Source organism: Microbacterium sp. PRC9 (assembly GCF_031844125.1).
In the GTDB taxonomy this organism is placed as follows: domain Bacteria; phylum Actinomycetota; class Actinomycetes; order Actinomycetales; family Microbacteriaceae; genus Microbacterium.
Genome location: NZ_JAUZUR010000001.1, coordinates 388442 through 414140, shown reverse-complemented (window position 1 = coordinate 414140; position 25699 = coordinate 388442). Strand labels below are relative to the sequence as shown.

Below are 25699 nucleotides of genomic sequence, written 5' to 3'. Positions count from 1 at the left end.
GAGGAACGCCATGATCGAACTGACCATCACAGGCGACGTCGCCGAAGTCGTCCTCAACGCGCCCGCGAAGCTCAATGCGCTCTCACTGCGGGAGCTGGGGGAGATGGATGCCGCGTACCGCAGCGCGGAGGAGTCCGGGGTGCGTGCGCTCGTGCTGCGCGCCGAGGGCCGGGCGTTCTGCGCCGGCCGCGACATCGCGGGCGTGGACCCGGTGACCGACGACGTGCCCGAGTACCTCGCGGGCGTGGAGACGCTCATGCGGCGGATCGCCGAGTTCCCGGCGCCCACCTTCGCCGCTGTCCACGGCGCGTGCCTGGGCGTGGGGCTCGGCCTCGCGATCGCGACCGACGTCGTCTACGTCGCCGACGACGCGAAGATCGGCTCCCCGTTCGCGAGCCTGGGCGCGATGCTCGACTCGGGCGGCCACGCCCTGCTGTACGAACGGCTCGGCGCTCACCGGGCGCTCGACCTCATCTACACCGGCGCGATGATGTCGGGTGCCGAGGCTGTGGCGGCCGGCCTGTTCAGCCGCGCGATGCCGGTCGAGGAGGTCTTCGACTTCACGCTGCAGCGCGCAGCGCTCGCCGCGGCCGGACCGACCGCTGCCTTCGTCGCCTCGAAGCGGCTGATCGCTCGTCTGCGCGGCGAGCGCCTGTGGGACGCTCTCGCCGAAGAGGCCCGCGGACAGGAAGCGCTGCGCAGCACCGCCGACTACCGCGAGGGCTTCGCCGCCTTCCAGCAGAAGCGCAAGCCCGACTTCACGGGGGAGTAGGGCGCCCTGGGATGCGCGACGAGTCGGCCGGGGGCTACGAGTTCACACGGATGATCTCGCGCTGATACGGCGCGATCACCGATCCCGAGATGCGACAGTCGAGCACGAGGAAGCGACGGGATGCTGCGGGCTCGGCCGTCCACTCCGCGAGCCGGTCGAGGTCGGCCAGGGTGCGGACGACGACGCCCTCGGCGCCGACGCCCGCCGCGAGGGCGGCGAAGTCGACCTCGGGGATGAGCATCGGCTCCTTCGCGAGACCCTTGAGACCGTAGAGGTTGATCTCGGCTCCGTAGGCCGCGTCGTTCCACACCACCGCGACCCCGCGGCCGCCGGCGACGCGGACGGCTGTCTCGAGGTCGGCGAGGGCCATCAGCCCGCCGCCGTCGCCCGTCGTCAGCACGACGGTCGCCGAGGGCTTCGCGAGCGCAGCGCCCGGCACCGACGGCCACCCGAGGCCGATCGACTGGAACGCCGTGCCGACCATCGTCATGCGATCGGGCGACGCGACGGGCCAGTACATGTTCGCCCAGCCGATGAAGTGGCCGCCGTCCGAGACGACGACCCTGTCCTCCGGCAGCAGCCCGCCGATGCGCGCGGCGACGGTCCGCGGGTCGAGTCGACCATCGGGGGCGACGCCGTCTCCTGCCTCATATGCGCGCAGCGGCATGAGGTCGACGGACTCGCGCCAGCCGCTCGCCGTGCCGCCGCGCGCCTGCAGGCCGTCGGCGACGGCACGGGCCACGACCGCGGCGTCGCCGCGCACATAGCCGCCCACGTGCGGGTGGGTCGCGGCGGGCGCGACGTCGACCTGGAACACGCGGGTGCCGGGTGCGAACAGGTCGCCGAAGCGCATCGTGAACTGGTTGAGGGACGCCCCGAACACGACGGCCACATCGGCCTCGCGGACGAGTTCCATGGCGCCCTCGGCTCCGAAGCCGCCGGTGACGCCGAGGTCGAACTCGGCGCGCGGGAAGACTCCGCGCCCGAGCGCGGTCGAGGCCGTGACGGCTCCGACCGCGTCGGCGACGTCGCCGAGGGCCTCGCCGGCGCCCGAGATCCACGCTCCTCGACCCGCGAGCAGGAACGGTCGCTCGGCGGAGGCGAGCGCCGCGACGAGTCCCTCGACCGCACCTTCGGCGAAGGGTCCCGCGGGCACGAGGGGAGCGGGAAGACGCGGCTGCGGAGCCTCGGGAAGCGGGCCGGCGTCCCGTGCTGCGACGTCGTAGGGGATCGCGAGCACCGTCGGCACCCGGTAGGTGAGCGCGTGCTCGATGGCGATGATGGTGGTGGCCGCAGCATCCGCCCGCCCGACGGTATAGGTGCGCGCGCCGACGGCCGATGCGAGGGCGATCTGGTCGACGTCCCACGGGCGCGGGCCCGACGTCGGCTCGTCGCCGACGACGAGCACCAGCGGCACGTGCGCCTGCACCGCCTCGGCGAGGGCGGTGAGCGTGTTCGTGAAGCCGGCGCCGTACGTCGCGGTCGCGGCGGCGAGCCGCCCGGAGGCGCGGTGGTACGCATCGGCGGCGACGACGCCGCCGGCCTCGTGGCGCACGGCGGTGAAGTGCACGTCGGTGGAGCGCTCGAGCGCGTCGAGGAAGTACGCGTTGCCGTTGCCCATCACGCCGAAGACGTGGTCGATGTGGCGGGCGAGGGTGAGGGCGACGTGCGCCGAGACGGTGCTCATGGCAGGAGACATGGCGATGCCTTTCGAGACGGAACGGATCGAGAGCCGTATGTGTCTCGCGCGTGCGCGCTGCGTGCCCATTTTTCGAGCACCGGCGGGCGACGGTGCCACCGGACGTGACGAGTATAGGTCTTCGGGCAGGATGGGAGTCATGAAGACGACTCAGCTCCGCCGGTACACGCTCGTCGAAGGGGAGTACGACGCCTTCGTCGCGTGGTGGAACGAGTGGATGCCTCGGGTGCGGCCCGCCGCCGGCTTCACGATCGAGTTCGCCTACGGCCTTCCCGAGACGAACGAGTTCGTGTGGGCCGTGAGCGCCCCCGGCGACGAGGACGCGTTCGTCGCCCTCGAGAAGGAGTACCTGGCGTCGGAGGCTCGGGCGGAGGCGTTCGCCGGAGTGCCGCAGCGCGTCGCGGAGTACAACATCCGCCTCGTGACCGAGTACCCCACCGGGGCCTGACGAACACCCCGGGGCTAGCCGCCCAGCGCGTCGCGGATCGCGCTCGCCGATCGGGTGAGGCGCGCCGCGATCTCCTCATCGGAGTGCGCGCTCGCGACGAACACGACCGCGATCGCCGCGGGCCCGCGCCCGCGTACGACGAGCGGCACGGCGACCGCGCGCAGGCTGGGGATGACCTCGTCGTGGCTCGTCGCGAAGCCGCGGGTGGCGGCATCCGTCACCTCCGCCGCGAGCTCCGCTGACACGCCGGCCGGCCACGACGACGTCGGCAGCAACGACAGGATCGCCTTGCCCGGGGCACCGCGCGTGATCGGATGCCGCGTGCCCGGCCGCTGCGCGACAGGGTTCACGGCGTGGCGCGGCTCGACGCTCGAGAGCGTGACGCACTCCTCGTGGTCGAGCACCGCGAGGAAGCAGGTCGCGCCGAGGTCGCCCGCGACAGCGGTGAGCTCGGGGAGCGCCTCGGCCTGCAGGTCGTGCGCGACGCCGGCGGCAAGGGCGGCGAGACGGGCTCCCAGCTCGATGCGGCCGGCGGCGTCACGCTCGACGAGCCCGTGGTCCTCGAGTGTGCGAAGGAGCCGGTAGGCCACCGAACGATGCACCTCGAGCCGCGCAGCGATCTCGTCGATGGAGAGCGGACCACGTGCGTCGGCGAGCACTTCGAGGATCCGGATGCCGCGGCTCAGCGTCTGCGAAGCGGGCGCTGTCGTGCCGTCGAGCCTTGTCATGCGGCATCCCTTCGTATACGATCTGTTCAATAGTAGAACGGCGTGTTCGAATATAGAACACGCCCGCGCTCGCAGCAAGCCCAGGCCACGAGCCCTCGACACCGTCGTCCGAGGAGGACACCGATGCAGTTCCACCACCACGGCTACGTCTCGGCCGACCCGCGCGTGCAGGACGCCGCCGGCACCGGCATCGACCGCCCGGCCGAGCTGCCCGACGAGATGGACATCCTCATCGTGGGCTCGGGCCCTGCGGGCATGCTCCTCGCCGCCCAGATGTCGCAGTTCCCCGGCGTCACGACCCGCATGATCGAGCGCCGCGAGGGGCGCCTCGTGCTGGGGCAGGCCGACGGGATCCAGCCGCGGAGCGTCGAGACGTTCCAGGCGTTCGGCTTCGCCGAGCGCATCGTCGCCGAGGCCTACAACATCGCGTGGATGAACTTCTGGGGTCCCGACCCCCAGAACCCCGACAAGATCGTCCGCACGGCCCGCACGGAGGACTACGCGTTCAAGATCAGCGAATTCCCGCACCTCATCGTGAACCAGGCGCGCGTGCTCGACTACTTCGCCGAGGCCGCTGCCCACGGGCCGGGGCGCATCCTGCCCGACTACGGGATCGAGTTCGTCGGCCTCACCGTGAACGGCGGCGGCGAGTTCCCGGTCGAGGTGCGCGTGCGGCACGTCGCGGGCGAGCGTGCCGGCGAGGAGCGCACCGTCCGCGCGAAGTACGTCGTCGGCTGCGACGGTGCGCGCAGCGGGGTGCGCGAGGCGATCGGCCGCACGCACGTCGGCGCGTTCTCGGCCCACGCCTGGGGCGTCATGGACGTGCTCGTCAACACCGACTTCCCTGACTGGCGCACCAAGTGCGCGATCAACTCCGAGGCCGGCAACATCCTCCTCATCCCGCGTGAAGGCGGCTACCTCTGCCGCGTCTACGTCGACCTCGGGGAGGTCGCGAAGGACGACGACCACCGCGTGCGCCAGACGCCGATCGACGCCGTCATCGCCAAGGCGAACGACATCCTGCACCCGTACTCGCTCGACGTGAAGCAGGTCGCGTGGCACAGCGTCTACGAGGTCGGCCACCGCGTCACCGACAAGTTCGACGACGTCGACGTCGACCAGGGGCACGACCCCCGCGTCTTCCTCACCGGCGACGCGTGCCACACGCACAGCGCCAAGGCCGGCCAGGGCATGAACGTCTCGATGCAGGACGGCTTCAACCTCGGCTGGAAGCTCGGTCACGTCCTCACGGGGCTCAGTCCCGCGTCCCTCCTCTCGACGTACTCCGCCGAGCGGCAGCCGGTCGCCCAGCAGCTCATCGACTTCGACCGCGAGTGGTCGGCCCTCATGGCCCGCAAGCCCGAGGAGATCTCCGACCCGCAGGAGCTCGCCACCTTCTACCTCGGCACCGCCGAGTTCCCGTCGGGATTCATGACGCAGTACGGCGCGTCGATGATCGTGACGGATGCTGCGCACCAGGCGCTCGCCGAGGGGTTCGCACTGGGCAAGCGGTTCAAGTCCGCGGAGGTCGTGCGCGTCTGCGACGGCAACCCGGTCCACCTCGGCCACCACGCGAAGGCCGACGGCCGCTGGCGGATCTACGCCTTCGCCGACGCGCCCGCGGCGGGGGAGGCATCCGTCCTCTCCGACTGGGCCGCGTTCATCGCCTCGGCCGAGTCGCCGGTGCAGCGCTTCACACCGGAAGGCGCCGACATCGACGCCGTGTTCGACGTCAAGGTGATCTACCAGCAGCCGCACGAGGACGTCGACATCGCCCGGGTGCCCGAGCTGTTCCTGCCGAAGACCGGACCCCTCGGACTCACCGACTGGGAGAAGGTCTACGCGGCCGCTCCGAGCGCCTGGACGAGCACCGACATCTTCGAGGAGCGCGGCCTGTCGCGCGACGGCGTGGTCGTCGTCGTGCGCCCCGACCAGTACGTCGCGGCGGTGCTCCCGCTCGCCGCGACCGACGAGCTCTCGGCGTTCCTCGCCGGCGCATTCGTCGACCAGCACGCCCCGGCGCTCGCGCGCGTCCTCGATTGAGGAGCAGAGCCGAGATGAGGGATCGCGGCCCGAGCCCGGTCCTCATCTCGGCCCTCGACCTCGAATGAGGACGCAGGCGCGAGGCGCAACCGCTGTGCAGGCGGGTGAATCATGACAGCGAACTGTACAAGATGTACATCGGCCGGCGAGGTCGGCCGCGGGCAGAATAGCCCCAGACCAACGACCGAAGAGGGTGCCGCGGCATCCGTCCACCGACAAGGGAGTCCCCGTGACCACGACGATCACCGAAACCCGTGAGTCCGAGCTGCTGGCGTCCGTCCCCGACGGGCTGTTCATCGGCGGGCAGTGGCGTGAGGCATCCGGCGGCAAGACCCTGAAGGTCTACGATCCCTCGAACGGCGAGGTCGTCAAGGAGATCGCGAACGCGTCGCCCGAGGACGGCAAGGCGGCGCTCGATGCGGCCGTCGACGCGTTCCCGGCGTGGGCGGCGACGCCGGCGCGGCAGCGCGCGGAGATCCTGCGGCGTGCGTTCGATCTGCTGCAGGAGCGCAAGGAGGACTTCGCGCTGCTGATGACGATCGAGATGGGCAAGCCCTTGGCCGAGGCGCGCGGCGAGGTCGCGTACGGCGGCGAGTTCCTGCGCTGGTTCAGTGAGGAGACCTCCCGCGTGCAGGGCCGCTACGGCGCGAACCCCGAGGGCACCGGCCGGATGATCGTGTCGCAGCACCCGGTGGGTCCCTGCTTCCTCATCACGCCGTGGAACTTCCCGCTCGCGATGGCGACACGCAAGATCGCCCCGGCGCTGGCCGCAGGCTGCACCGTGGTCATCAAGCCGGCCGAGCTGACGCCGCTCACCACGCTCGCGTTCGCGCGGCTGCTGGAGGATGCCGGCGTGCCGGCCGGTGTCGTCAACGTGTTCACGACCTCCACGTCGGGCGCCGTGTCGGAGCCGATCATCCGCGACCCGCGGCTGCGGAAGCTCTCGTTCACCGGGTCGACGCAGGTCGGACAGCGCCTGCTCGAGCAGGCCGCGCAGGGCGTGCTGCGCACCTCGATGGAGCTCGGCGGCAACGCGCCGTTCGTAGTGTTCGACGACGCCGACCTCGACAAGGCGGTCGACGGCGCGATCGCGGCGAAGTTCCGCAACATCGGCCAGGCGTGCACCGCCGCCAACCGGTTCATCGTTCACCGCTCCGTTGCCGACGAGTTCGCCCGCCGGGTCACCGAGCGCGTCAACGGCTTCACCATCGGCCGCGGCACCGAGGAGGGCGTGAACATCGGTCCGCTCATCGACGACCGTGCCGTCGCGAAGGCGTCGCAGCTGGTGCAGGATGCCGTGTCCCGTGGCGCGAAGGTCACCACCGGCGGCAACGAGGTCGACGGACCGGGCACGTTCTACGAGCCCACCGTCGTCACCGACGTGCAGCCGGGGTCGGAGATCCTCCGCGAGGAGATCTTCGGGCCGGTGCTCGCGATCATCCCGTTCGACGACGAGGACGACGCGGTGCGCCTGGCCAACGACACCGAGTACGGACTCGTCTCGTACGTGTTCACCGAGAGCCTCGCGCGCGGCCAGCGCATGATCGAGCGCCTCGAGACCGGCATGATGGGCCTCAACATGGGCGTCGTCTCCAACGCGGCAGCGCCGTTCGGCGGCTGGAAGATGTCGGGCCTGGGCCGCGAGGGCGGCGCCGAGGGCATCCACGAGTACCTCCAGACCAAGTACACGCTGACGCCGAACCCGTTCTGACCCACGCCTGAATCGATGACATGAGGAGAGCGGATGCCCCGGGAGGGGGCATCCGCTCTCCTCGTTGTCCCGGTCGAGGTGCACCCCTTCCATCCGGGCGCGACCGGGATCACTATGGTCGTGTCGGCATCGAGCGATGTGGGGTTGAGATGAGCGTTTACCGAGTGATCGACGTCATCGGCACGAGTGCCTCGTCCTGGGAGGAGGCCGCCCGAGAAGCCATCAACACCGCCGCAGGATCGCTGCACGACCTGCGCATCGCGGAAGTGACGAAGCAGGACGTCGTCGTCGGCGACGACGGCGCGCTGCTGTTCCGTTCGCGGATCCAGCTGTCGTTCAAGTACGCGCCGGAGTGACCTGTCGCGTCGCCTCTGGTGGCGCTCCGCAGGGCTCTCTATGTTGGGTGTCAGCGTGTGCGGACCGAAGCGGAGGAGTCGTTGATGGAGTCACCGGTCGAGAGTCTGACGAAGTCCGCGCCATCATGGGGCGCGAAGATGGCGTTCGGCGAGACCATCGATGTCGGCGGGCGACAGGTGACCCCGGCGGCCCTGGTCGTCTTCGGGTTCGGCGGCGGCGGCGGTTCCGGCACGTGGCCCGCGCGCGGCGGGCTGCCCGAGGGTGAGGGCGAAGGAAGCGGCGGGGGTGGCGGCGGCTACGTGCTGCCCATCGGCGCGTATGTGAATGGTCCGAACGGGCCGAAGTTCCAGGCCAACCCGGTGGCCATGATCGTGGTGAGCGTCCCGCTCGTGTCCGCCGCCGGCTGGGCGCTGGCGCGGATCATCACCGCGGTGAGGTCGGGTCGGAGGTAGGACGTGGTCCTTGCGACGTCGCACGTGATCAAGCCGCTCACTCCCGAGACGTTTCCCGCGTGGCTGGCGCTCGCGCAGAAGCACAACGGGGTCTGGGGCGGGTGCTACTGCTCGTACTTCCACGGCGACACCGAGCACACCGTCAAGAGCGAGTACGACCGCGCGACGTTCAAACAACGGCTCGTGGATGAGGGCGTCGCGCACGCTGCGCTCATCTTCGACGGCGACGACGCGATCGCGTGGTGCGAGTTCGGCAGTCCGGCCGAGCTGCCGGGCATCTACCACCGCAAGGAGTACGACGCGGGCGAGACGAAACCGGCGCCGTGGCGCATCACCTGCTTCTTCGTCGACCGCGACCACCGGCGTTCGGGGGTCGCGCGGGAGGCATTGGACGGTGCGCTGGAACTGATCGCGCAGGCAGGCGGCGGCGAGGTGATCTCGTTCCCCAACGAGCTCCCGCTCGGCAAGAAGACGTCGTCGTCGTTCCTCCACAACGGCACGCGGGCCATGTTCGAGAAGGCCGGGTTCACGTTCGAGCGCCACATCGGGAAGAACAAGACCGTGGTGCGCAAGACGGTCCCGCCGGCCGGCGCCTGACGCCGGTTCGCGCGGGCGGAGTCGGCGAGAGGACGCCGCGCGGGCGGACTACGGGATCGGATGCTCGAGCCGGGCGCGTGCTTCGCGCTCGACCAGCACGGGGACGAAGTCGCGCACCTTCGCGCGCGCGAAGTGCGAGTGCGCGTCGGCGACGGCGCGCTCGATCTCGGAACGATCTCTCGAGGGGAATCGCCCTTCCAGCCGGTCCACGACGTCGGAGAGGGCCTGACCCTCATCCGCGAGCTCACGGGTCATGTGCTCAGGGTGCACTTCGCCCTCCGCTCTCGTCAAGCACGCGAGGACCGAGGTGTCGGCGACGCGGATCACTCGTAGGTGTCGGTCCACGACGCTATGTCCACGCCGTGGTTGTCGGGCGAGGCGAGCGACCACCAGGCCGGAGCGTGCGAGTCGTCGGCGAGTCGCCCGCCGGCCGCGAGTGCGGCGTCGACGCGGGCCTGGGCCTGGTCGGCCGGCACGAAGACGTCGAAGTGCGTCCGGCCCCTCGACGGCGAGTCCCCGGCGATCGGGTTGAAGGCGAGTTGCGGTCCGCAGCGCATCGGATCCGCGGCATCCGTGTCGCCCACGTCCTCATAGCCGAGCGCCGCCGTGAAGAAGGGGCGCACGTCGGCCCCGGAATGCTGAGCGACGTAGATGCCGATCGACTGTGCGCGCGAGGGGTCGGGGATCAGGCGCTGCTCGGCGGCGGCCACCGACACGGCGGCGGCGAAGTCCACGGCTGCGGCGGGGATGCCCTCCGGGCCGGCGCACGGGACGCGCACGACGACTCCCTCGGGACGCACGTCGATGTCCGGCCGGAGGCCGAATCGCTCGGCGGCCGCGACGATCGGGGCGACGAGCCCGGCGGCATGGGACAGGGAGGTCGCAGTGAAGACGGCCTGCGGCCCCGTGCCGGTGACCCGCCAATCGGAGAGGCCCGGCGCCCGATGGAACCCTGCCGCCGAGATCGCATCCGATCCGTTCGCCGATTCATCCATCGAGGTCTCCTACACCGGTTCGGTCGTGCGGATCAGGCCGCAGTTCACGCACGACCAGGCGACCAGGAAGCGCTCATCGTCGAGGATCTCGAAGCTCAGCGCGTCGCCGCACGTGGGGCAGAGCCGCGGATCCGCGTCGTTCACCCTCATCCCGTCAGCTTAGGCAACCCGATCGCACGCCGGGAGTCCCGAGGAGAGCGGATGCCTGTCGCGGGGTGTGCCACTCTCCTCCGTCGCCCGCGGGTCAGAGCACGACCAGGAATCCCGCCACGGTGCTCACCGCGGACAGCACGGCGAGCACGATCGACGGGGTCGCGTTCTCCTTGCGGCGCACGTGCACGGCGACCGCACCGACCATGACGACGGTCAAGGCGGCAGCGGCGATCGGGGTGAGGATCGGCGCGATGCCCGTCAGGAGCGGCAGGATCAGGCCGATCCCGCCGACGACCTCGGCGGCGCCGATGAGCTTCACGGTCGGGTCGGCGAAGTCGTCGGCCCAGCCCATGCCGCTCGCGACGAGAGCGGACTTGGGACGGGCGACCTTCATGGCGCCGGCCGCGACGAAGGCGAGGGCGAGCAGGCCGTTGAGAATCCAGAGGGCGATGGTCATGCGAGTACTCCAGGGAGAGATCGTGGGGTCTGTTACTGTTTGTAAGCAACCTCATGATGCGTCACCTGGACGACGCGTACAAAAGGCACACGGATGTAAGTAGGTGACACGCGATGGCGACCACCCTCACGGTCGGGCTCCCCGGCGAGCCCACGCCGACCGGCTACGAGCGCTCGTGCGAGCAGGCCGCACCCGGCTCCGACCACGGGCGTGCCATCCGCGACGTGCTCGACCGCATCGGCGACAAGTGGTCGCTGCTGGTCATCGGCACGCTGCGGCGCGAGCGCCTGCGCTTCACCGAGCTGCAGCGACACATCCCCGGCATCTCGCAGCGCATGCTGACGCTCACGCTGCGTCAGCTCGAGCGCGACGGGCTGATCACGCGCACCGTCCACGCCGAGGTGCCGCCGCGGGTCGAGTACGAGCTGACGCCGCTCGGCGGCACGCTCATCCAGCTCGCGATGGCGCTCGCCGACTGGGCCATCGAGAACCATCCGCGCATCGAGGACTCCCGCGCCGCCTACGACGCCGCGCACCAGCGCTGACGATCGCGGACACCGGGCGTCCGCGGCCTGGGCCATGATGGGCGGGTGGATGCCTCGACCATTCGGTCCGAGCGGCTCCGGTCGCACCGCCTGAGCGCCCCCGCTGCGACGGTCGCCGACGCCGCGCGGCACATGCTCGCGACGCAGAGCCAGGAGTTCTGGGGCGGGCGCTGGGCGCTTGCGACGCGCGTGCGCGGCCGAACGACGGTGCGCGACGTGGACGCCGCCTACGGCCGCGGCGAGATCGTGCGCACCTGGACCATGCGCGGGACGATCCACACGATCCCCACCGCCGACATGGAGTGGGTGCTGTCGCTGACCGCAGAGCGCCAGCGCCGCCAGGCGGCGGCCGTGCACCGCAACGAGGGGATCGACGCCGACGAGGCCGACCGCGCCGAGCGCCTCGCGCGCGCAGCGCTCGGCGGGGGCAACCGCCTCACGCGCAAGGAGCTGTTCGAGGTGTGGGAGCAGGGAGGGGTGTCGACGTTCCGGCAACGGGGCTACCACCTGCTCGTCGCACTGTCGCTGCGCGCCGTGCTGTGCCAGGGCCCGGTCGTGCCACGGGAGAAGGGGCCGACCCGCGAGCAGTTCTTCGTGCTCGCCGACGAGTGGATCACGGATGCCGTGACCCCGGCCGATCCGATGGCCGAGTTCTTCGTCCGTTACATCGCCTCGCACGGTCCGGCCGGCGCGCGGGACTTCGCGTGGTGGAGCGGGCTCCCGCTCGGGATCTCGCGCGCGGCGGCGGAGGCGGCATCCGATCGCCTGCGTCTCGTCGCCGACGAACCCGAGCCGCAGTACGTGGTCGCCGGCGCCGCACCGCGGCGCAGCGCCGCGGCCCCCGAGGTGGTGGCACTGCCGCCGTTCGAGGAGTACTACCTGTCGTACGCCGACCGCACCGTGCCCTGCGCGCCGGAGTTCCTGAGTGCGATCGGCCCGAGCATGAACGGCATCGTGCGTCCTATCCTCGTCGCGCGCGGCGAGGCGGTCGGCGTGTGGACGCACTCGCTGGCCGTGGGCCGCCACGCGGAATCCCCGGTGCCCGAGCTGTTCACCCCGGGGGCTGCGACCGACGAGGAGATCGCCGCCGCGCTCGACCGCTACCGCGACTTCATCACGGCATAGCCCCGGGTCTGGCCGCCGAAGCCCGCGCACACCTGCCGAAACACGGGTTCGTCACCGAACACGCCGGGGCGCAGCATCCGTTCCCGGCGTGTCGGCGTTACCGACCCGTGTTTCGGCAGCAGACGCCCCGCGCCGAGTGGCACGGGCTCAGGCGTGGCGGTCGAGGAAGTCGTACACCTCGTTGTCGTCGACGCCGGGGAAGGCGCCGCGGGGGAGCGGCGAGAACATCTGCATGTGCACGCGCGCGCTCGGCCAGGCCTTGCCCGCCCAGCGATCCGAGACGCCGGAGGCGACGCGGCGGCAGCACGACTCGTCGGGGCACGTCGAGGTCGCGCGCTTCTGCGTCTCGCGTCCGCGGAACCACCGCGCGTCGTCGAAGGGCACGCCCACCGTGATCGAGAACTCGCCCTCCGCGGTGGTGCCGGTCTGCGTCGAGCACCAGTAGGTGCCGGCGGGGGTGTCGGTGTACTGGTAGTGCTCGGTGGTGCGGTTCTGCTCCGAGAAGGCGGCGCGCGCCGAGAACTTTCGGCACGCGATCTGGCCGTCCACGGCGCCGGTGACGTCCATGGGGAGCGGCAGGTCGTCGTTCTCGTAGACACGCGAGATCGCCCCCGACCCGTCGACGCGCAGGAAGTGCAGCTTGATCCCCAGGTGGTGCGTCGCGAGGTTGGTCAGGCGCATGCCCGCCGCCTCGTGCGTCACGCCGAACGCGTCGCGGAAGTCCTCGACGGCGAGGTTGCGATCCTTCTTCGCCTGCTGCAGGAACGACACCGACGCGGTCTCGGGCATCAGGCAGCACGCGGCGTAGTAGTTGATCTCGAGCCGCTGCTGCAGGAAGTCGGCGTAGTCGGTGGGCCGCTTGTGGCCGAGCAGCCGGTGCGCCATAGCCTGCAGCGCCATCGACCGGAGGCCATGGCCGCCGGGGATGGACGCCGGGGGCAGGTAGATGCGCCCGTGCTCGAGGTCGGTGACCGAGCGCGTCGAGTGGGGCAGGTCGTTCACGTAGATCAGCTCGAAGCCGAGCTTCTCGGCCATGATGCTGACGGTGCGGTGGGTGAGGGCGCCCGACACGTGCCCCGCCGACTTCAGCTGCTTCTCGGCGAGCTTCTCGATGTCGGGGAGGTAGTTGTCGCGCTCGCGCATCATGAGGCGCAGTTCGGTGTTGGCGCGGCGCGCCTCCTCGGGCGTCGCGATGGCTTCGCGCTCACGACGCTGCAGCTCGCGGTGCAGGCCCAGGATCGACTCGATCGTGTCGTCGGACATGCCCTTGGTCACCTTGATCGGCGTGACGCCGAGCTGGCGGAAGACCGACCCCGACTGCGCGCGCTCGAGCTCGATCTCGAGCGCCGCGCGGCGATTGGGCGGCTCGGCCGAGAGGAGGTCGCCGACGTCGACACCCGTCGTCGAGGCGATCGCCTGCAGCAGCGACAGCTTCGGCTCACGCTTGCCGTTCTCGATGAGGCTGAGCTGGCTTCCGGCGACCCCGACCAGCGCGCCCAGCTCATCGAGCGTGTACCCGTGGGCGAGACGCTGATGACGGATGCGGTGGCCCAGGGTCGACAGTTCGAGTGACGTGGGGGGCATTCCTTGATGCTAGCGAAAGAATTGCAACTCTTGACACCAGATTTCGTGGGAAGACCCGCCTGTTACGTCCGAAAGTAGAGGAAGAGCACGAATCTGCATCAACGAGGAGCGACACCATGGCCCTTGCCGACATCTTCCCCCGAACCGAAGGCTCCACCACCGCCCGTCCCACCCTCACCCGGACGTATGGCGAGCTGCCCACCGTTCAGGGCGAAGGCATGGCCGGGCTGCGCGCGTGGGTCGACGAGATCGCCGCGCTCACGCAGCCGGCGCGCATCCACTGGGTCGACGGCTCGCGTGCCGAGAACGACATGCTCCTTCGCGAGATGGTCGACGAGGGCAAGCTCATCAAGCTCAACCCCGAGTGGCGCCCGGGCTCGTACCTCGCCCGCTCCCACCCGAGCGACGTGGCGCGCACCGAGGCGCGCACGTTCATCGCGTCGGAGCGCGAGGAGGACGCCGGCCCCACCAACAACTGGGCCGCGCCCGACGAGATCCGCGCCACCATCACCCCGCTGTTCGAGGGCTCGATGAAGGGCCGCACGATGTACGTCGTGCCCTTCTCGATGGGCCCGGTCGGCGGCCCCCTGTCGCACGTCGGCGTGCAGGTCACCGACAGTGCCTACGCCGTCACGTCGATCGGCATCATGACGCGCGTCGGCACCGACGTGCTGCGCGAGATCGCGGGTGGCGCCCACTGGGTCAAGACCGTGCATTCGGTCGGCGCCCCGCTGCAGCCGGGCCAGCAGGACGTCGCGTGGCCGTGCAACGACGAGAAGTACATCGTCCACTTCCCCGACACCCTCGAGGTCTGGTCGTTCGGCTCCGGCTACGGCGGCAACGCGATCCTCGCCAAGAAGTGCTTCGCGCTGCGCATCGCCTCGGTGATCGGCCGCGACGAGGGGTGGCTCGCCGAGCACATGCTCCTCATCCGCGTCATCGACCCGGCAGGTCGCGCCTACCACATCGCCGCCGCGTTCCCGTCGGCGTGCGGCAAGACGAACCTCGCCATGCTCCGCCCGACGATCCCGGGGTGGCGCGTCGAGACCCTCGGCGACGACATCGCGTGGCTGCGTCCCGGTGAGGACGGTCGCCTCTGGGCCATCAACCCCGAGGCCGGCTTCTTCGGCGTCGCACCCGGCACCGGCCAGTCCACCAACGTCACGGCGGTCGAGACGCTGTGGGGCAACACCATCTTCACGAACGTGGCGCTGCGCCCCGACGGCGACGTGTGGTGGGAGGGCCTCACCGACGAGCCGCCGGCACAGCTCACCGACTGGGAGGGCAACCCCTGGACGCCGGCATCCGGTCGTCCCGCCGCCCACCCGAACTCGCGCTTCACCGTCGCCGCGGCCCAGTGCCCGCAGATCGCCGACGACTGGGACGCCCCGCAGGGCGTGCCGCTCGACGCGATCCTGTTCGGCGGCCGCCGCGCCACCAACGTGCCGCTCGTCGTCGAGGCCACCGACTGGACGCACGGCGTCTTCATGGGCTCCAACATCTCGTCGGAGAAGACGGCGGCCCAGGAGGGCACCGTCGGCGAGCTGCGCCGCGACCCGTTCGCGATGCTCCCGTTCTGCGGCTACAACATGGCAGACTACTTCGGGCACTGGCTCAAGGTCGGCCAGCAGCTGCGCTTCGACCGCGCACCGCGCGTGTTCCAGGTGAACTGGTTCCGCAAGGGCACCGACGGACGCTTCCTGTGGCCGGGCTTCGGTGACAACTCGCGCGTCATCGACTGGATCATCCGCCGCATCGAGGGTGAGGTCGGCGCCGTCGAGAGCCCGATCGGCCGCCTGCCTCGCACCCAGGACCTCGACGTCGACGGCATCGACGTGCCGCAGGCCGACCTCGACGAGCTGTTCGCGGTCGACCCGCAGCTGTGGCTGCACGAGGCCGACCTCACCGAGGAGTTCTACCGCACCTTCGAAGGCCGCGTCCCCGCTCCGCTGTGGGCCGAGCTCGCGGCGCTCCGGTACCGCCTGCAGCGCGCCTGACCCGGTTCCGACGCCTCGGCCCCGCCTGTGCGAGGGGTCGAGGCTTCGGTCTCGGTTGCGACCGGCGAAAGTCGCACACAGACCGGCGCCCGGCCCTCTTCTTGGCAGAGGGGCCGGGCGCCTATTCCTTCTCCGACTCGGGCTGTTCCGCAGTCGCTTCCGGCGGGTCCGCGGCCCCGCCGAGCGCACAACGCGACTGCGGAACAGTGGGGATTCGGTCGGGCGGGGGCGAGGAGGATCAGACCAGCAGCTGGTGCTTGGCGAGGTCGCGGTAGAGCGGCGTGGTCTGTACGAGCTCGGAGTGCGTCCCCTGGCCGACGACGCGGCCGTGCTCCATGACGACGATGTGGTCGCTGTCGACGACGGTCGACAGGCGGTGCGCGATCACGACGAGCGTGCGGCCGGCCGCGACGGCGTCGATCGCCTCGCGCATGCGCTGCTCGTTGAGCCCGTCGAGCGACGACGTCGACTCGTCGAGCAGCAGGATCGGGGGAGCGGCCAGCAGCGCCCGCGCGATCGCGAGGCGCTGGCGCTCGCCGCCCGACAGCATCACGCCCGACTCGCCCACGGGCGCGTCGACGCCCAGCGGGTTGCGGTCGAGCACCTCGCCGAGGTTCACGGCGCGCAGCACGGCCTCGCACTCGGAATCGGATGCCTCGGGCGAGGCGAGTCGAAGGTTGTCGCCGATCGTCCCGGCCAGCGTCGGGGCGTCCTGCTCCACGTAGCCGAGCTGCGCGCGCAGCGCGTCGCGGTCGAGCGTGCGCACATCGGTGCCGTCGAGGAGGATCGCCCCGCCGGTCGGGTCGTAGAAGCGCTCGATCAGCGCGAGGGTCGTGCTCTTGCCGGCACCGGACGGTCCGACGAGGGCGACGCGCGCCCCGCGCGGGACCGAGAACGACACGCCCCGCAGCACATCGGCATCGGCGGAGACGGATGCCGCGGCATCCGCCAGTCCTTCGAGGCCGGTGTCGTCAGCCCCGTCGCCGAGCACGATGGTCGAGGTATCGACGTGGGCGCTCTCGAGCACCGCCAGCGCCTCGGACTCGGCCTTACGGCGCGCCTCGACGACGTTCGCGGGGTAGTGGAAGCGCACGTCTCGGAACTCGATCGCGGCGGGCTCACCCGGTGCTGCGGCCGGGGCCGAGGCGCTGCCGGCCACGCGTGCGGCGATCGCCGCGTCGTCCTGTGACTCGGTCGGGAGGTCGAGCACCTCCTGGATGCGGCCGAGGGCACCGAGAGCCTGGCTCACCGACGTGATCGCGCCGAAGAACGACCCGAGCGGGGCGATCAGCATGAAGAGGAACATGATGAAGGTCACGAGGCTCGCGATCGACAGGGCGCCGGTCGCGACGCGGAAGCCGCCGAGGCCGATGACCACCAGCAGCGACACCTGCAGCGCGATGTTGGCGATCGGCACCACGAGCGCCGACACCTTCGCGATGCGGACACCGACGTCGTAGGCATCGGTCGCCTGCGAGGTGACGGCGTCGATCTCGCGCTGCGTCGCGCCCGACGCGCGCACCGTGCGGATCGAGCCGACGGCTCGTTCGACCCCGGACGCGAGCGCGCCCACCTTCTCCTGCTGCTCCGTCGAGGCTGTGCGGATGCGACCGCTCAGCAGCACCACGCCGAGCACCGAGACGCCGATCACGAGCACGATGATCGCGAGCAGCACCGGATCGATGATCGCCATCGCGATGAGCGCACCGGCGAACAGCAGCCCGTTGCCGATGGAGTCGGCCAGGCCCTGCGTGAGCGCGGCGTAGAGGAGCGTGGTGTCGCTGCCGACGCGAGAGACGATGTCGCCTGTGCGGCGTGCATCGAACTCGCTGATCGGCAGGTGCAGGATGCGGGCGATGAGGCGGCGTCGGCTCGAGTACACGACAGCGGTGCCCGTGCGCTGCAGCAGGTAGTGCTGCCAGCCCGAGATGAGCGACGCGAGCAGCACGAAGCCGACGAGCGCCCAGACGAGCATGCCGAGGTCGAGGTTCTCCTGCACGCGCGTGATGACCTGGCCGACCAGCAGCGGCTGGATCAGCGACGCCCCGGCGCTCAGGATGCTCAGCACCACCACGACGGCGAGCGTGCGCTTGTGCTCGAAGAGATAGGGGAGCAGCTGCGAGAACGTCGCGCGCGGCCCCTCTTCTCCCTTGCCGCGGCGGGAGCGCCCGCGCCGGGCGCGGGGGGAGTCGGCAGGTGCGGGGGCGGGAGGGGCTTCGTCGAGATCGGCGGAGGGCATGGGTGTACCTCGTTCGTGAAGGGGGGCTTACCTTCGACCGTACTTCTTGTGGACGGCCTGTCGGCTCACGCCGAGGGCGCCCGCGATCGCCTGCCACGAGAAGCCCAGGTTGCGCGCCTTGCGCACCTGCACCTCCTCGGCGCGCGCGAGCTCGCGGCGCACCTCGGCAAGTCGGTGCAGCTCCGCGATCGGCTCGCGACCGCCTGCTGCCCCGATCAGGGCGGTCAGTTCGTCGCCGCTCATCGGGCAGCCTCTCGTTCGGCAGACACGGATGCTGCGGGCCGCGGCATCCGCGTCAACCGTAGTTGACAGTCAAGGAGGTGTCAACTCTTGTTGACGATCGGGCTGTCCGCGCGGCCACTGGGCGGTGTCGGAGCGGGGCGTTAGGGTAGTCCGGTGCCCGCCCCCGTGATCACCGCTGAGAACCTCGTCAAGGCCTACAAGGTCAAAGGCAAGCCCGACTTCCTCGCCGTCGACGGCCTGTCGTTCGAGGTGGCGCCGGGCGAGTCGTTCGGACTTCTGGGCCCGAACGGTGCAGGTAAGTCCACGACGATGAAGATGGTGGGCGCGGTGTCGACGCGCACCAGCGGAGAACTGTCGATCCTCGGGCTCGACCCCGACCGCTACGGCCCCGAGATCCGGTCGCGTCTGGGCGTCGTGCCCCAGCAGGACAACCTCGACGGCGAGCTCAACGCTCGCGAGAACCTCTACATCTACGGCCGCTACTTCGGCCTGCCTGGCAAGGTGTGCCACCAGAAGGCCGACGAGCTGCTCGCGTTCGCCCAGCTCGAAGACAAGGCCAAGAGCAAGGTCGAGCAGCTGTCGGGTGGCATGAAGCGGCGGCTCACGATCGCGCGCGGCCTCATCAACGACCCGCGCATCCTGCTGCTCGACGAGCCGACCACGGGTCTCGACCCGCAGGCGCGCCACGTGCTGTGGGACCGCCTGTTCCGCCTGAAGGAGCGCGGCACCACGCTCGTGCTGACGACGCACTACATGGACGAGGCCGAGCAGCTCTGCGACCGGCTGATCGTCGTCGACAAGGGGCGCATCATGGCCGAGGGCACTCCGGCCTCGCTCATCCGGGAGCACTCCAGCCGCGAGGTGCTCGAGGTGCGCTTCGGCTCCGACCGCAACGAGCAGGTCGCGCCGCAGCTCGAGGGCATCGGCGACCGCGTCGAGGTGCTGCCCGACCGCATCCTCGTCTACGCGAACGACGGCGAGGCCGCCCTCGAGACCGTGACGCACCGGGGGCTCACCCCGATCACGTCGCTCGTGCGCCGCTCGAGCCTCGAGGACGTCTTCCTCCGGCTCACCGGAAGGTCGCTGATCGAATGAGCCTTCCCTCCGAAGACGCCACGACCCGCGTGCAGCCCTCGCTCGACGAGCTGCGCGACGAGGCGATGCAGTGGGGCCGCAAGCCCCGCGCGTTCGGCACCTGGTACGTCACCGAGCACATGGTGCGCGCGATGCGTGCGTACGGCTGGACCATCATCGTCGGCGCGCTCGGCCAGCCGATCCTCTACCTGCTGGGGCTCGCCGTCGGCCTCGCCGCGCTCATCGACGCCCCGATCACGCAGAACGGCGTCGAGGTCTCGTACCTCGTGTTCGTCGCACCGGCCCTGCTGATGACCGCCGCGATCTCCGTCGCGTCGGAGGAGTTCTCGTACCCCGTCATGGCCGGCTTCAAGTGGCGCCGCTACTTCTTCGGCTTCAGCGCGACCGGGCTCTCGCCAGGGCAGATCGCGGGCGGCGTCATCTCCGGCGCCTCGGCCCGCATCATCGTCGTGGTGATCGCGTACTACCTGTTCCTGTGGCTGTTCCAGGCGGTGCCGAACCCCGAGACCGGCTGGCTCACCATTCCGATCGGCCTGCTCGCGGGCCTCGCGTTCGGCATCCCGTACATGGCGTACGCCGCGTCGATCACCGACGACAAAGGCCAGGTCGCGCTCGTCCAGCGCTTCATCTTCATGCCGATGTTCCTGTTCTCGGGCACCTTCTACCCGCTGGCCACGCTGCCGCTCTGGCTGCAGTGGATCGGGTGGGTGTCGCCGCTGTGGCACGCGACCGAGCTCGGCCGTGTCGCCACCTACGGCCTGCCCATGGACCCGTTCGTGATCGTCGTGCACGTCGGCTACCTGCTCCTGCTGTCGATCGGCGGCTACGTGATCGGCCGCCGCCTGTTCCAGAGGAGGCTCGGCGCATGAGCACCGCGGTCGGAACCGAGCCCGCCGCCGTCCGCGCGGGCGGCGTGCGCGCCCTGTGGGCGGGCAACCCGCAGTCCGTCGTGCAGCGCGGCCTCATCGCCGCGCGCTCGTCCAGCTGGGCCGTCGTCCTTTCGGGCTTCTTCGAGCCCGTGTTCTACCTCGCCTCGATGGGCATCGGCCTCGGCTCGCTCATCGGCGACGTGCAGACCTCCAGTGGCGTGGAGGTGCCGTACGCGGCCTTCATCGCGCCCGCACTGCTCGCCGTGTCGGCGATGAACGGCGCGATCTACGACTCGACGTGGAACGTCTTCTTCAAGCTCAACTACGGCAAGCTCTACGAGGGCATGCTCGCGACATCGCTCGGGCCGCTCGACGTCGCGCTGGGCGAGATCCTCTACGCGCTGCTGCGGGGCCTGCTGTACGCCACCGGCTTCATGATCATCATGCAGATCCTCGGGCTCAACCTGGCGTGGACCGCGATCCTGGCGCTGCCGGCGGTTTTGCTCATCGCCTTCGGGTTCGCGAGCCTCGGCATGGCCGTCACGAGCTACATGAAGACGTTCCAGCAGATGGACTGGATCAACTTCGTGCTGCTGCCGATGTTCCTGTTCTCGGCGACGCTGTACCCGATCACGATCTACCCCGAGTGGATCCAGCACATCATCATGGCGTTCCCGCTGTGGCACGGCGTCGAGCTCGTCCGCGGACTCACCACCGGCATCCTCACCCCCGAGATGTGGTGGCATGTCCTCTATTACGTCGTCATGATCGCCATCGGTCTGGTGTTCACGACGAAGCGTCTCCGCGCGCTGTTCCTCGACTGATTCTCGGTTGACGCGGATGCTGCAGCCCTCGCAGGCTGCAGCATCCGCGTCGTCACGTGCCTGCGTATGCGCTTCGCGCGTGCTGTCTCTTGAACATGTTCAGAAACGGCGGTACCTTTCTGAACATGTCCAGTTCTGTTGGCACCGCAACCAAGAGCGAGCGCACGAGAGCGCTCATCCGCGACGTCGCCCTGCGCTCGTTCCGGGAACGTGGATACGACCAGACCACGATCCGGCTCATCGCGTCCGAGGCCGGCGTTTCGGTGGGCACGACGAACTACCACTTCGCGTCGAAGAACGACCTCGTGCAGGAGCTCTACCTCGACGTGCAGCAGCAGCACCGCGCGGCGGCGCTCCCGCTCCTCGAGACGAGCGACGATCTCGTGGAGCGGCTCGGCATCGTCTTGCGCACGGGTCTCGCGCAGCTCGAGCCGTACCACCGGTTCGCCCCGGAGTTCCTCTCGGCGGCGGTCTCGCCGCGGTCGTCGATCAACCCGCTGTCGAGCGACTCCTCGCAATCGCGCGAGATCGTGGTCGGGCTCTTCCGCGAGGCGATCGCCGGTGCCGCAGACAAGCTCCCCGCGGAGTTCGACGAGGATCTGCCGTCGGCGCTGATGCTCGGCCATCTGCTGCTCGCCCTGTTCTGGGTCTATGACACGTCGGACGGTCGGGAGCGCACGAGTCGGCTGCTCGACCGCGGCCTGCGGCTCCTCAAGCTCTCGCTTCCCCTGGTGCGGCTGCGCGTGCTCCGCAAGCCGCTGCGCGAACTGCTCGACCTCATCACCGAGGTGCAGGCCTGATGACCCACGGCGAAGCCGAGGCGACCGCATCCGGGGGATCCTCGGCCCCGGCGGAGGTGGGACTCTGGAGTGAGCGGTGGTTCCGCGTTCTCACGCTGCTGAACGTGTTCATCGTCATCGCGTCGGCGTGCGTCTGGGCTGCGTCGCTGAGTGACGCGCTTCCCATGGCGGCGTCGTGGCTGATGTTCGCGGTGCCTGTCGTTCCCGCCACCGTCGCGATGCCGGCCGTCTCGGTGGTCGTCGTCGGGTCTGCTGCGGCCCTGTCCGCGCTGAACATGTTCGGCGAGAGGCAGAAGGGCCGGCGCTTCCTCCGCGCCATGACGGTGTGGGGCACCATCGCCCTCGGCGCGCCGGTGGCGTTCGCGGCGGTGTGGATCTTCGTCGCGGCGATCGGCGCGCTGCGGTGACCGGGCGTGCGATCTACGTCAGCATCCGCATCGCTGCGCCGATGGAGCGGGTGTGGCAGCTCACCCAGGACCCGGCGTTGCACGCGCGCTGGGACGTGCGTTTCAGCCGCATCACTCCGGCCGCACCCCTGGCCGGCGGCGGTACGCGCTTCATCTACGAACGACGCCTGCCCGGAGTGACGATCACGGGCGCCGGCACGACGATCGGCGAACGCGACCGTGCTGATGGATCGCGCACGTCCGCGCTCCGTTTCGACAGCGACAGCCGGCTCGCGCCGCTCGGCGCCGGTCGAGGGTACTGGCGGTATCGCCCGGACGGTGATGACATCGTCTTCACGACCGGGTACGACTACAGCCCGGGTTGGGGTCGCGCGCTGGATCTCATCGTTCGACCGCTGATCGGATGGGCGACCGCCTGGAGCTTCGATCGGCTGCGGATCTGGGCCGAGACCGGCACCCCGCCCGAGCGGTGGCCGCTGCGATCCGTGCTGCAGTTCTGGCGCGCACCGCGTCCTCGCGCCGCTCGCTGCCGGCGTCGCCCTGCGAACCGCCGGGTCATGGAGGACGCCCCGACGAGCCTGCACACTCTGGCGCACCCGTGAGCGCCGAGACCGCGATCGCGACGTCGCTCTTCGCGCGCGCCATGGGCGATGACTTCTCCCGCCTCCACCCGATGCTGCAACGGCGTTTCGGCGTCGGCCTCGCGTCCGGCTACGCGTGTGTCGGCCGCGGCACCATGATCTCGATTCGGCGAGGCCCCTGGTGGACGATCCCGTTCCTTCAGATCGGGCGCTTCCGCAACATCCTCATTCCCGAGACGGGGCAGGGCATCGCGTTCACGATCGAGAACTATCCCTACCGCGACCCGTTCGGACGCGAGACGGTCACCTTCGTGCGTCACTTCCGGATGCCGCGTGCCGTGCGCCGCTTCGACGCCACGATGATCCTCGGCGACGACGGCCGTGTCGTCGACTACCTCGGCAGTCATCAGCACCTCGCGGTCGACCTCCGGCTGACAGCGGAACCCGACGGCAGCCTCCTGCTGCGATCCGACCGGCAGCGCTTCTACGAGGGCCCGTTCGGCTTCCGGTTCCCCATGCTCTTCAGCGGCCGTGCCGAGCTCCGCGAGAGCTACGACGACCGCGCACAGGTCTTCCGCATCCGCCTCGAGGTGCGCAACCGGCTCTTCGGCTTCCTGTTCGGGTACGAGGGCGAGTTCCGCTGCGAGTTCCCCGAGGCGGCCGACGCGCCCTCGCACACGAAGCCCGTCCGGCACGAGCGACGCACGTGAGTGGCCGACGGATGCCGCGCCCGCTGTACTTCGCGCGTTCGCGTCGTAGCGGAACGGGGTGTCGTGGGGTCACAACTCAGGCAGGCCGCGGCGCCCGGTGCGGGCAGGGGCGGCAGCGCGGGCTTCTGCCTGAGTTGTGGGCCGAGACGGGGATGCCTCGACCCGGCCGGGTCGAGGCATCCGTCGTCCTGAACAACCGGGGCTAGAGCGAGCCGGTGGCTCCGACACCCAGGTCGGCGTCGTAGTCGACGTCCTTGGTCTCGGGCGAGAGGAGGAGCGCGATGAAGGTCAGCACGCCCATCGCCGAGAGGTACAGGCCGACGAGCCACGGGCTGCCGTCGGCTGCGGCCCACAGCGCCACCGCCACGATCGGGGCGAGCGCGGCGCCGAGGATCGACGACACGTTGTACGAGATGGCCGAGCCCGAGTAGCGGACATTCGTCGGGAAGAGCTCCGGCAGGACCGCGCCCATCGGGCCGAACGTCGAGCCCATCAGCATGAATCCGAAGATGAGGAACGCCTGGGTCAGGGCTCCGGTGAACTTCGGGTCGAGCTGGGGCGACAGGAACAAGTTGAACGTGAGGCCGAAAACGATGATGAGGCCCGTCACCCACAACAGCAGGCGCCGGCGGCCGATCGTGTCGGCGATCGGGCCCGACAGCAGCGTGAAGATGCCGAAGAACACGACGCCGATGATCTGCATCAGCACGAAGTCGGTGTAGCCGAAGCCGAGACCCGGATAGAACTGCGCGGCGAAGGCCGCCGGGTCGAACGCGGTGCCCGCGGCCTCGGCCGCCTTCTGCGCGGCCGCGGACGCGACCTCGAGGTCGGCCGCCTTCGTGCCGTACGAGAGCGTGAAGTTCGTCATCAGGTAGAACAGCACGTACGTCGCCAGCATGATGAACGTGCCGAGGATCAGGTGCCACCAGTGGTGACGCAGGACCGTGCCGAGCGGGAACTTGCGGATCGCCCCCTTCTTCTCGGCCTTGACGAAGGTGTCGGACTCGACGAGGCGCAGGCGCACCCACAGGCCGATGATCACCATGACGGCGGAGAACAGGAACGGAACGCGCCAGCCCCACGCGAGGAAGTCGGCCGAGCGCTGACCCGCGCCGTCGGGGTGGGGGAGCAGGAAGTTGATCGCGAGGAACACGGAGTTCGCGATGATGAAGCCGAGCGGTGCGCCGAGCTGCGGGAACGTGCCGTACCAGGCGCGCTTGCCCTTCGGGGCGTTCTCGGTCGCCACGAGCGCGGCGCCCGACCACTCGCCGCCGAGCGCGAAGCCCTGGAACAGGCGCAGGATCAGCAGCAGGATCGCAGCCCACACGCCGATGTCGTTGAACGTCGGCAGGCACCCGATGAGGAACGTCGCGATACCCATCGTGAGCAGTGACGCGACGAGCGTCGCCTTGCGGCCGAAGCGGTCGCCGAAGTGCCCGAACACGATCGCGCCGAGGGGGCGTGCGATCATCGCGGCGCCGAAGACGCTGAACGACAGCAGCAGCGACGTGGTGTCGTTGCCGGTCGGGAAGAAGAGGATCGGGAAGACGAGGACGGCGGCGGTCGCGTAGACGTAGAAGTCGTAGAACTCGATCGTGGTGCCGACGAGGCTCGCGAGGATCACGCGGGAGCGGGGGTTTGCGGGTGCCGCGGAGGTCGCGGCGGTCGTGCTGGGGGAGGACATATTCACCTGGGGCATGCGCGGAGCGAGGCATCCGGATGGGATGCGGCGGTGGGCGGACGCCGGGCGCAGGGTGACGCGTCAGGCGGCACTGCACTGGATCACCGTGGGTGCGGGCGTTGTCGCCCGGCACAACAGACCAGCCTACTCCCGGATCGCGTCCCGGTCGCAGAGACGGAGAACGGATGCTGCGGCCCAGGGCCGCAGCATCCGTCTCGCGTGTCAGAGGGTCAGCGCCAGAGCACCGCGATCGCGGCGTTGGCGAAGGTGAGCACACCGATCGACCAGAAGACGGCGCCGGGCACCGAGCCGGTCTTGCGCTGCCGGCCGGCGCCGATGCCCAGGAGTGCGCCGATGATGACGAGGATGACCAGCTTCACGCCGATCTTGGCGTAGTTGAGGTCGTACTCGATGCCCCACGGGGCGGCGAGGATGAGGCCGGCGAGACCGGCGATCGCGAGGCCCCAGTTCATGAGGCGCGTGATCTGGTGCTTTCCGTTCACCGCTTCGACGACCCAGGCGCCGAAGAGGATGGCGAAGCCCACGAGGTGGACGAGCACGACGACGTGGCGGAGGATTTCCATGCC

Annotated in this window: 28 protein-coding genes; 17 read left to right on the top strand and 11 right to left on the bottom strand. The window is 70.1% G+C overall.

Annotation, left to right across the window (positions count from 1 at the left end; genetic code table 11):
• Nucleotides 1–10: 10 nt before the first annotated feature.
• Nucleotides 11–772 carry an enoyl-CoA hydratase-related protein gene (locus Q9R33_RS01770; protein ID WP_310247689.1) on the top strand — a complete coding sequence of 254 codons (762 nt, stop codon included), beginning with the start codon at nt 11–13 and terminating at the stop codon, nt 770–772.
• Nucleotides 773–806: 34 nt separating this feature from the next.
• Here Q9R33_RS01770 and Q9R33_RS01765 read toward each other — a convergent pair whose 3' ends face one another.
• The gene (locus tag Q9R33_RS01765; protein ID WP_311292664.1) at nt 807–2459 is read right to left on the bottom strand and encodes a thiamine pyrophosphate-binding protein; all 1653 of its coding nucleotides are present in this window, start codon (nt 2457–2459) and stop codon (nt 807–809) included.
• Between the two features lie 151 nt (nt 2460–2610).
• Between Q9R33_RS01765 and Q9R33_RS01760 the strand changes: the two genes are divergently transcribed.
• The gene (locus tag Q9R33_RS01760; RefSeq protein WP_311292663.1) at nt 2611–2919 is read left to right on the top strand and encodes a hypothetical protein; all 309 of its coding nucleotides are present in this window, start codon (nt 2611–2613) and stop codon (nt 2917–2919) included.
• Nucleotides 2920–2933: 14 nt separating this feature from the next.
• On the opposite strand, the gene Q9R33_RS01755 is transcribed toward Q9R33_RS01760, so the two are convergent.
• Nucleotides 2934–3647, bottom strand: coding sequence for an IclR family transcriptional regulator (locus Q9R33_RS01755; RefSeq protein ID WP_056370705.1), 714 nt, complete (start codon nt 3645–3647; stop codon nt 2934–2936).
• Between the two features lie 123 nt (nt 3648–3770).
• Between Q9R33_RS01755 and Q9R33_RS01750 the strand changes: the two genes are divergently transcribed.
• The 5 genes from Q9R33_RS01750 (at nt 3771) to Q9R33_RS01730 (ending at nt 8807) form a co-directional block, all read left to right on the top strand.
• Nucleotides 3771–5690: an FAD-binding monooxygenase gene (locus Q9R33_RS01750; RefSeq protein WP_311292662.1), complete on the top strand. Its 1920-nt coding sequence runs from the start codon at nt 3771–3773 to the stop codon at nt 5688–5690.
• 241 nt (nt 5691–5931) lie between these two features.
• On the top strand, nt 5932–7401 hold the full coding sequence (locus Q9R33_RS01745) for an NAD-dependent succinate-semialdehyde dehydrogenase (RefSeq protein ID WP_056371543.1): 1470 nt from the start codon (nt 5932–5934) through the stop codon (nt 7399–7401).
• 149 nt (nt 7402–7550) lie between these two features.
• Nucleotides 7551–7757 (top strand): dodecin family protein, encoded by a 207-nt coding sequence (locus Q9R33_RS01740; protein WP_056370701.1) that lies wholly within the window; start codon nt 7551–7553, stop codon nt 7755–7757.
• 84 nt (nt 7758–7841) lie between these two features.
• Complete coding sequence (locus Q9R33_RS01735) at nt 7842–8210, top strand: hypothetical protein (protein WP_311292661.1); 369 nt, start codon at nt 7842–7844, stop codon at nt 8208–8210.
• A gap of 3 nt (nt 8211–8213) precedes the next feature.
• Nucleotides 8214–8807 carry a GNAT family N-acetyltransferase gene (locus tag Q9R33_RS01730; protein ID WP_311292660.1) on the top strand — a complete coding sequence of 198 codons (594 nt, stop codon included), beginning with the start codon at nt 8214–8216 and terminating at the stop codon, nt 8805–8807.
• 48 nt (nt 8808–8855) lie between these two features.
• Here Q9R33_RS01730 and Q9R33_RS01725 read toward each other — a convergent pair whose 3' ends face one another.
• The 4 genes from Q9R33_RS01725 to Q9R33_RS01710 form a co-directional block, all read right to left on the bottom strand.
• Entirely contained in the window at nt 8856–9062 is a 207-nt protein-coding gene (locus Q9R33_RS01725) for a three-helix bundle dimerization domain-containing protein (RefSeq protein ID WP_311292659.1), read from the bottom strand.
• Between the two features lie 68 nt (nt 9063–9130).
• Entirely contained in the window at nt 9131–9802 is a 672-nt protein-coding gene (locus tag Q9R33_RS01720) for a VOC family protein (RefSeq protein ID WP_056370697.1), read from the bottom strand.
• 9 nt (nt 9803–9811) lie between these two features.
• Entirely contained in the window at nt 9812–9952 is a 141-nt protein-coding gene (locus Q9R33_RS01715; protein ID WP_200919503.1) for a hypothetical protein, read from the bottom strand.
• Between the two features lie 94 nt (nt 9953–10046).
• Nucleotides 10047–10412, bottom strand: a complete 366-nt coding sequence (locus tag Q9R33_RS01710; RefSeq protein WP_311292658.1) for a DoxX family protein — start codon at nt 10410–10412, stop codon at nt 10047–10049.
• Between the two features lie 113 nt (nt 10413–10525).
• Between Q9R33_RS01710 and Q9R33_RS01705 the strand changes: the two genes are divergently transcribed.
• Nucleotides 10526–10957 (top strand): helix-turn-helix domain-containing protein, encoded by a 432-nt coding sequence (locus tag Q9R33_RS01705; RefSeq protein WP_310247708.1) that lies wholly within the window; start codon nt 10526–10528, stop codon nt 10955–10957.
• Nucleotides 10958–11002: 45 nt separating this feature from the next.
• Nucleotides 11003–12082, top strand: a complete 1080-nt coding sequence (locus Q9R33_RS01700) for a winged helix DNA-binding domain-containing protein (RefSeq protein WP_310247712.1) — start codon at nt 11003–11005, stop codon at nt 12080–12082.
• A 147-nt stretch (nt 12083–12229) separates the two neighbouring features.
• On the opposite strand, the gene Q9R33_RS01695 is transcribed toward Q9R33_RS01700, so the two are convergent.
• Nucleotides 12230–13666 carry an XRE family transcriptional regulator gene (locus Q9R33_RS01695; RefSeq protein WP_056370691.1) on the bottom strand — a complete coding sequence of 479 codons (1437 nt, stop codon included), beginning with the start codon at nt 13664–13666 and terminating at the stop codon, nt 12230–12232.
• 116 nt (nt 13667–13782) lie between these two features.
• Between Q9R33_RS01695 and Q9R33_RS01690 the strand changes: the two genes are divergently transcribed.
• A complete protein-coding gene (locus tag Q9R33_RS01690) occupies nt 13783–15663 on the top strand; it encodes a phosphoenolpyruvate carboxykinase (GTP) (protein ID WP_311292657.1) in 1881 nt (626 codons plus the stop codon).
• A gap of 238 nt (nt 15664–15901) precedes the next feature.
• Here Q9R33_RS01690 and Q9R33_RS01685 read toward each other — a convergent pair whose 3' ends face one another.
• Together Q9R33_RS01685 and Q9R33_RS01680 are read right to left on the bottom strand one after the other, a co-directional pair.
• Nucleotides 15902–17902, bottom strand: a complete 2001-nt coding sequence (locus tag Q9R33_RS01685) for an ABC transporter ATP-binding protein (protein ID WP_311292655.1) — start codon at nt 17900–17902, stop codon at nt 15902–15904.
• A gap of 27 nt (nt 17903–17929) precedes the next feature.
• Nucleotides 17930–18145: an AsnC family protein gene (locus Q9R33_RS01680; protein ID WP_311292654.1), complete on the bottom strand. Its 216-nt coding sequence runs from the start codon at nt 18143–18145 to the stop codon at nt 17930–17932.
• Nucleotides 18146–18298: 153 nt separating this feature from the next.
• Here Q9R33_RS01680 and Q9R33_RS01675 point away from each other — a divergent pair, with 153 nt between their 5' ends.
• The 7 genes from Q9R33_RS01675 to Q9R33_RS01645 all read left to right on the top strand — a co-directional run bounded on the left by Q9R33_RS01675 (nt 18299) and on the right by Q9R33_RS01645 (nt 23431).
• Complete coding sequence (locus Q9R33_RS01675; RefSeq protein ID WP_056370683.1) at nt 18299–19240, top strand: ABC transporter ATP-binding protein; 942 nt, start codon at nt 18299–18301, stop codon at nt 19238–19240.
• Nucleotides 19237–20109, top strand: a complete 873-nt coding sequence (locus Q9R33_RS01670) for an ABC transporter permease (RefSeq protein ID WP_311292653.1) — start codon at nt 19237–19239, stop codon at nt 20107–20109. Before Q9R33_RS01675 ends, Q9R33_RS01670 begins: the two co-directional genes overlap by 4 nt.
• Nucleotides 20106–20933: an ABC transporter permease gene (locus tag Q9R33_RS01665; protein WP_056370681.1), complete on the top strand. Its 828-nt coding sequence runs from the start codon at nt 20106–20108 to the stop codon at nt 20931–20933. Before Q9R33_RS01670 ends, Q9R33_RS01665 begins: the two co-directional genes overlap by 4 nt.
• A gap of 125 nt (nt 20934–21058) precedes the next feature.
• On the top strand, nt 21059–21733 hold the full coding sequence (locus Q9R33_RS01660; RefSeq protein WP_311292652.1) for a TetR family transcriptional regulator: 675 nt from the start codon (nt 21059–21061) through the stop codon (nt 21731–21733).
• Nucleotides 21733–22140, top strand: a complete 408-nt coding sequence (locus Q9R33_RS01655; protein WP_311292651.1) for a hypothetical protein — start codon at nt 21733–21735, stop codon at nt 22138–22140. The genes Q9R33_RS01660 and Q9R33_RS01655 overlap by 1 nt, the downstream gene beginning before the upstream one ends.
• A complete protein-coding gene (locus Q9R33_RS01650) occupies nt 22137–22742 on the top strand; it encodes an SRPBCC family protein (RefSeq protein ID WP_311292650.1) in 606 nt (201 codons plus the stop codon). Before Q9R33_RS01655 ends, Q9R33_RS01650 begins: the two co-directional genes overlap by 4 nt.
• Nucleotides 22739–23431, top strand: coding sequence for a DUF4166 domain-containing protein (locus Q9R33_RS01645; RefSeq protein WP_311292649.1), 693 nt, complete (start codon nt 22739–22741; stop codon nt 23429–23431). The genes Q9R33_RS01650 and Q9R33_RS01645 overlap by 4 nt, the downstream gene beginning before the upstream one ends.
• Before the next feature lie 202 nt (nt 23432–23633).
• Here Q9R33_RS01645 and Q9R33_RS01640 read toward each other — a convergent pair whose 3' ends face one another.
• Both Q9R33_RS01640 and Q9R33_RS01635 read right to left on the bottom strand, forming a co-directional pair.
• A complete protein-coding gene (locus tag Q9R33_RS01640) occupies nt 23634–25115 on the bottom strand; it encodes an MFS transporter (protein WP_056370677.1) in 1482 nt (493 codons plus the stop codon).
• A 227-nt stretch (nt 25116–25342) separates the two neighbouring features.
• Nucleotides 25343–25696, bottom strand: coding sequence for a hypothetical protein (locus Q9R33_RS01635; protein ID WP_056370675.1), 354 nt, complete (start codon nt 25694–25696; stop codon nt 25343–25345).
• Between the last annotated feature and the right edge of the window lie 3 nt (nt 25697–25699).

Bases quoted from the DNA above. Each gene is read 5' to 3' on its own strand.
- Q9R33_RS01770 (WP_310247689.1), top strand. From the start codon at position 11: ATGATCGAACTGACCATCACAGGCGACGTCGCCGAAGTCGTCCTCAAC.
- Q9R33_RS01765 (WP_311292664.1), bottom strand. From the start codon at position 2,459: ATGAGCACCGTCTCGGCGCACGTCGCCCTCACCCTCGCCCGCCACATC.
- Q9R33_RS01760 (WP_311292663.1), top strand. From the start codon at position 2,611: ATGAAGACGACTCAGCTCCGCCGGTACACGCTCGTCGAAGGGGAGTAC.
- Q9R33_RS01755 (WP_056370705.1), bottom strand. From the start codon at position 3,647: ATGACAAGGCTCGACGGCACGACAGCGCCCGCTTCGCAGACGCTGAGC.
- Q9R33_RS01750 (WP_311292662.1), top strand. From the start codon at position 3,771: ATGCAGTTCCACCACCACGGCTACGTCTCGGCCGACCCGCGCGTGCAG.
- Q9R33_RS01740 (WP_056370701.1), top strand. From the start codon at position 7,551: ATGAGCGTTTACCGAGTGATCGACGTCATCGGCACGAGTGCCTCGTCC.
- Q9R33_RS01735 (WP_311292661.1), top strand. From the start codon at position 7,842: ATGGAGTCACCGGTCGAGAGTCTGACGAAGTCCGCGCCATCATGGGGC.
- Q9R33_RS01725 (WP_311292659.1), bottom strand. From the start codon at position 9,062: ATGACCCGTGAGCTCGCGGATGAGGGTCAGGCCCTCTCCGACGTCGTG.
- Q9R33_RS01720 (WP_056370697.1), bottom strand. From the start codon at position 9,802: ATGGATGAATCGGCGAACGGATCGGATGCGATCTCGGCGGCAGGGTTC.
- Q9R33_RS01715 (WP_200919503.1), bottom strand. From the start codon at position 9,952: ATGAGGGTGAACGACGCGGATCCGCGGCTCTGCCCCACGTGCGGCGAC.
- Q9R33_RS01710 (WP_311292658.1), bottom strand. From the start codon at position 10,412: ATGACCATCGCCCTCTGGATTCTCAACGGCCTGCTCGCCCTCGCCTTC.
- Q9R33_RS01705 (WP_310247708.1), top strand. From the start codon at position 10,526: ATGGCGACCACCCTCACGGTCGGGCTCCCCGGCGAGCCCACGCCGACC.
- Q9R33_RS01695 (WP_056370691.1), bottom strand. From the start codon at position 13,666: ATGCCCCCCACGTCACTCGAACTGTCGACCCTGGGCCACCGCATCCGT.
- Q9R33_RS01690 (WP_311292657.1), top strand. From the start codon at position 13,783: ATGGCCCTTGCCGACATCTTCCCCCGAACCGAAGGCTCCACCACCGCC.
- Q9R33_RS01685 (WP_311292655.1), bottom strand. From the start codon at position 17,902: ATGCCCTCCGCCGATCTCGACGAAGCCCCTCCCGCCCCCGCACCTGCC.
- Q9R33_RS01680 (WP_311292654.1), bottom strand. From the start codon at position 18,145: ATGAGCGGCGACGAACTGACCGCCCTGATCGGGGCAGCAGGCGGTCGC.
- Q9R33_RS01670 (WP_311292653.1), top strand. From the start codon at position 19,237: ATGAGCCTTCCCTCCGAAGACGCCACGACCCGCGTGCAGCCCTCGCTC.
- Q9R33_RS01665 (WP_056370681.1), top strand. From the start codon at position 20,106: ATGAGCACCGCGGTCGGAACCGAGCCCGCCGCCGTCCGCGCGGGCGGC.
- Q9R33_RS01660 (WP_311292652.1), top strand. From the start codon at position 21,059: ATGTCCAGTTCTGTTGGCACCGCAACCAAGAGCGAGCGCACGAGAGCG.
- Q9R33_RS01655 (WP_311292651.1), top strand. From the start codon at position 21,733: ATGACCCACGGCGAAGCCGAGGCGACCGCATCCGGGGGATCCTCGGCC.
- Q9R33_RS01640 (WP_056370677.1), bottom strand. From the start codon at position 25,115: ATGTCCTCCCCCAGCACGACCGCCGCGACCTCCGCGGCACCCGCAAAC.
- Q9R33_RS01635 (WP_056370675.1), bottom strand. From the start codon at position 25,696: ATGGAAATCCTCCGCCACGTCGTCGTGCTCGTCCACCTCGTGGGCTTC.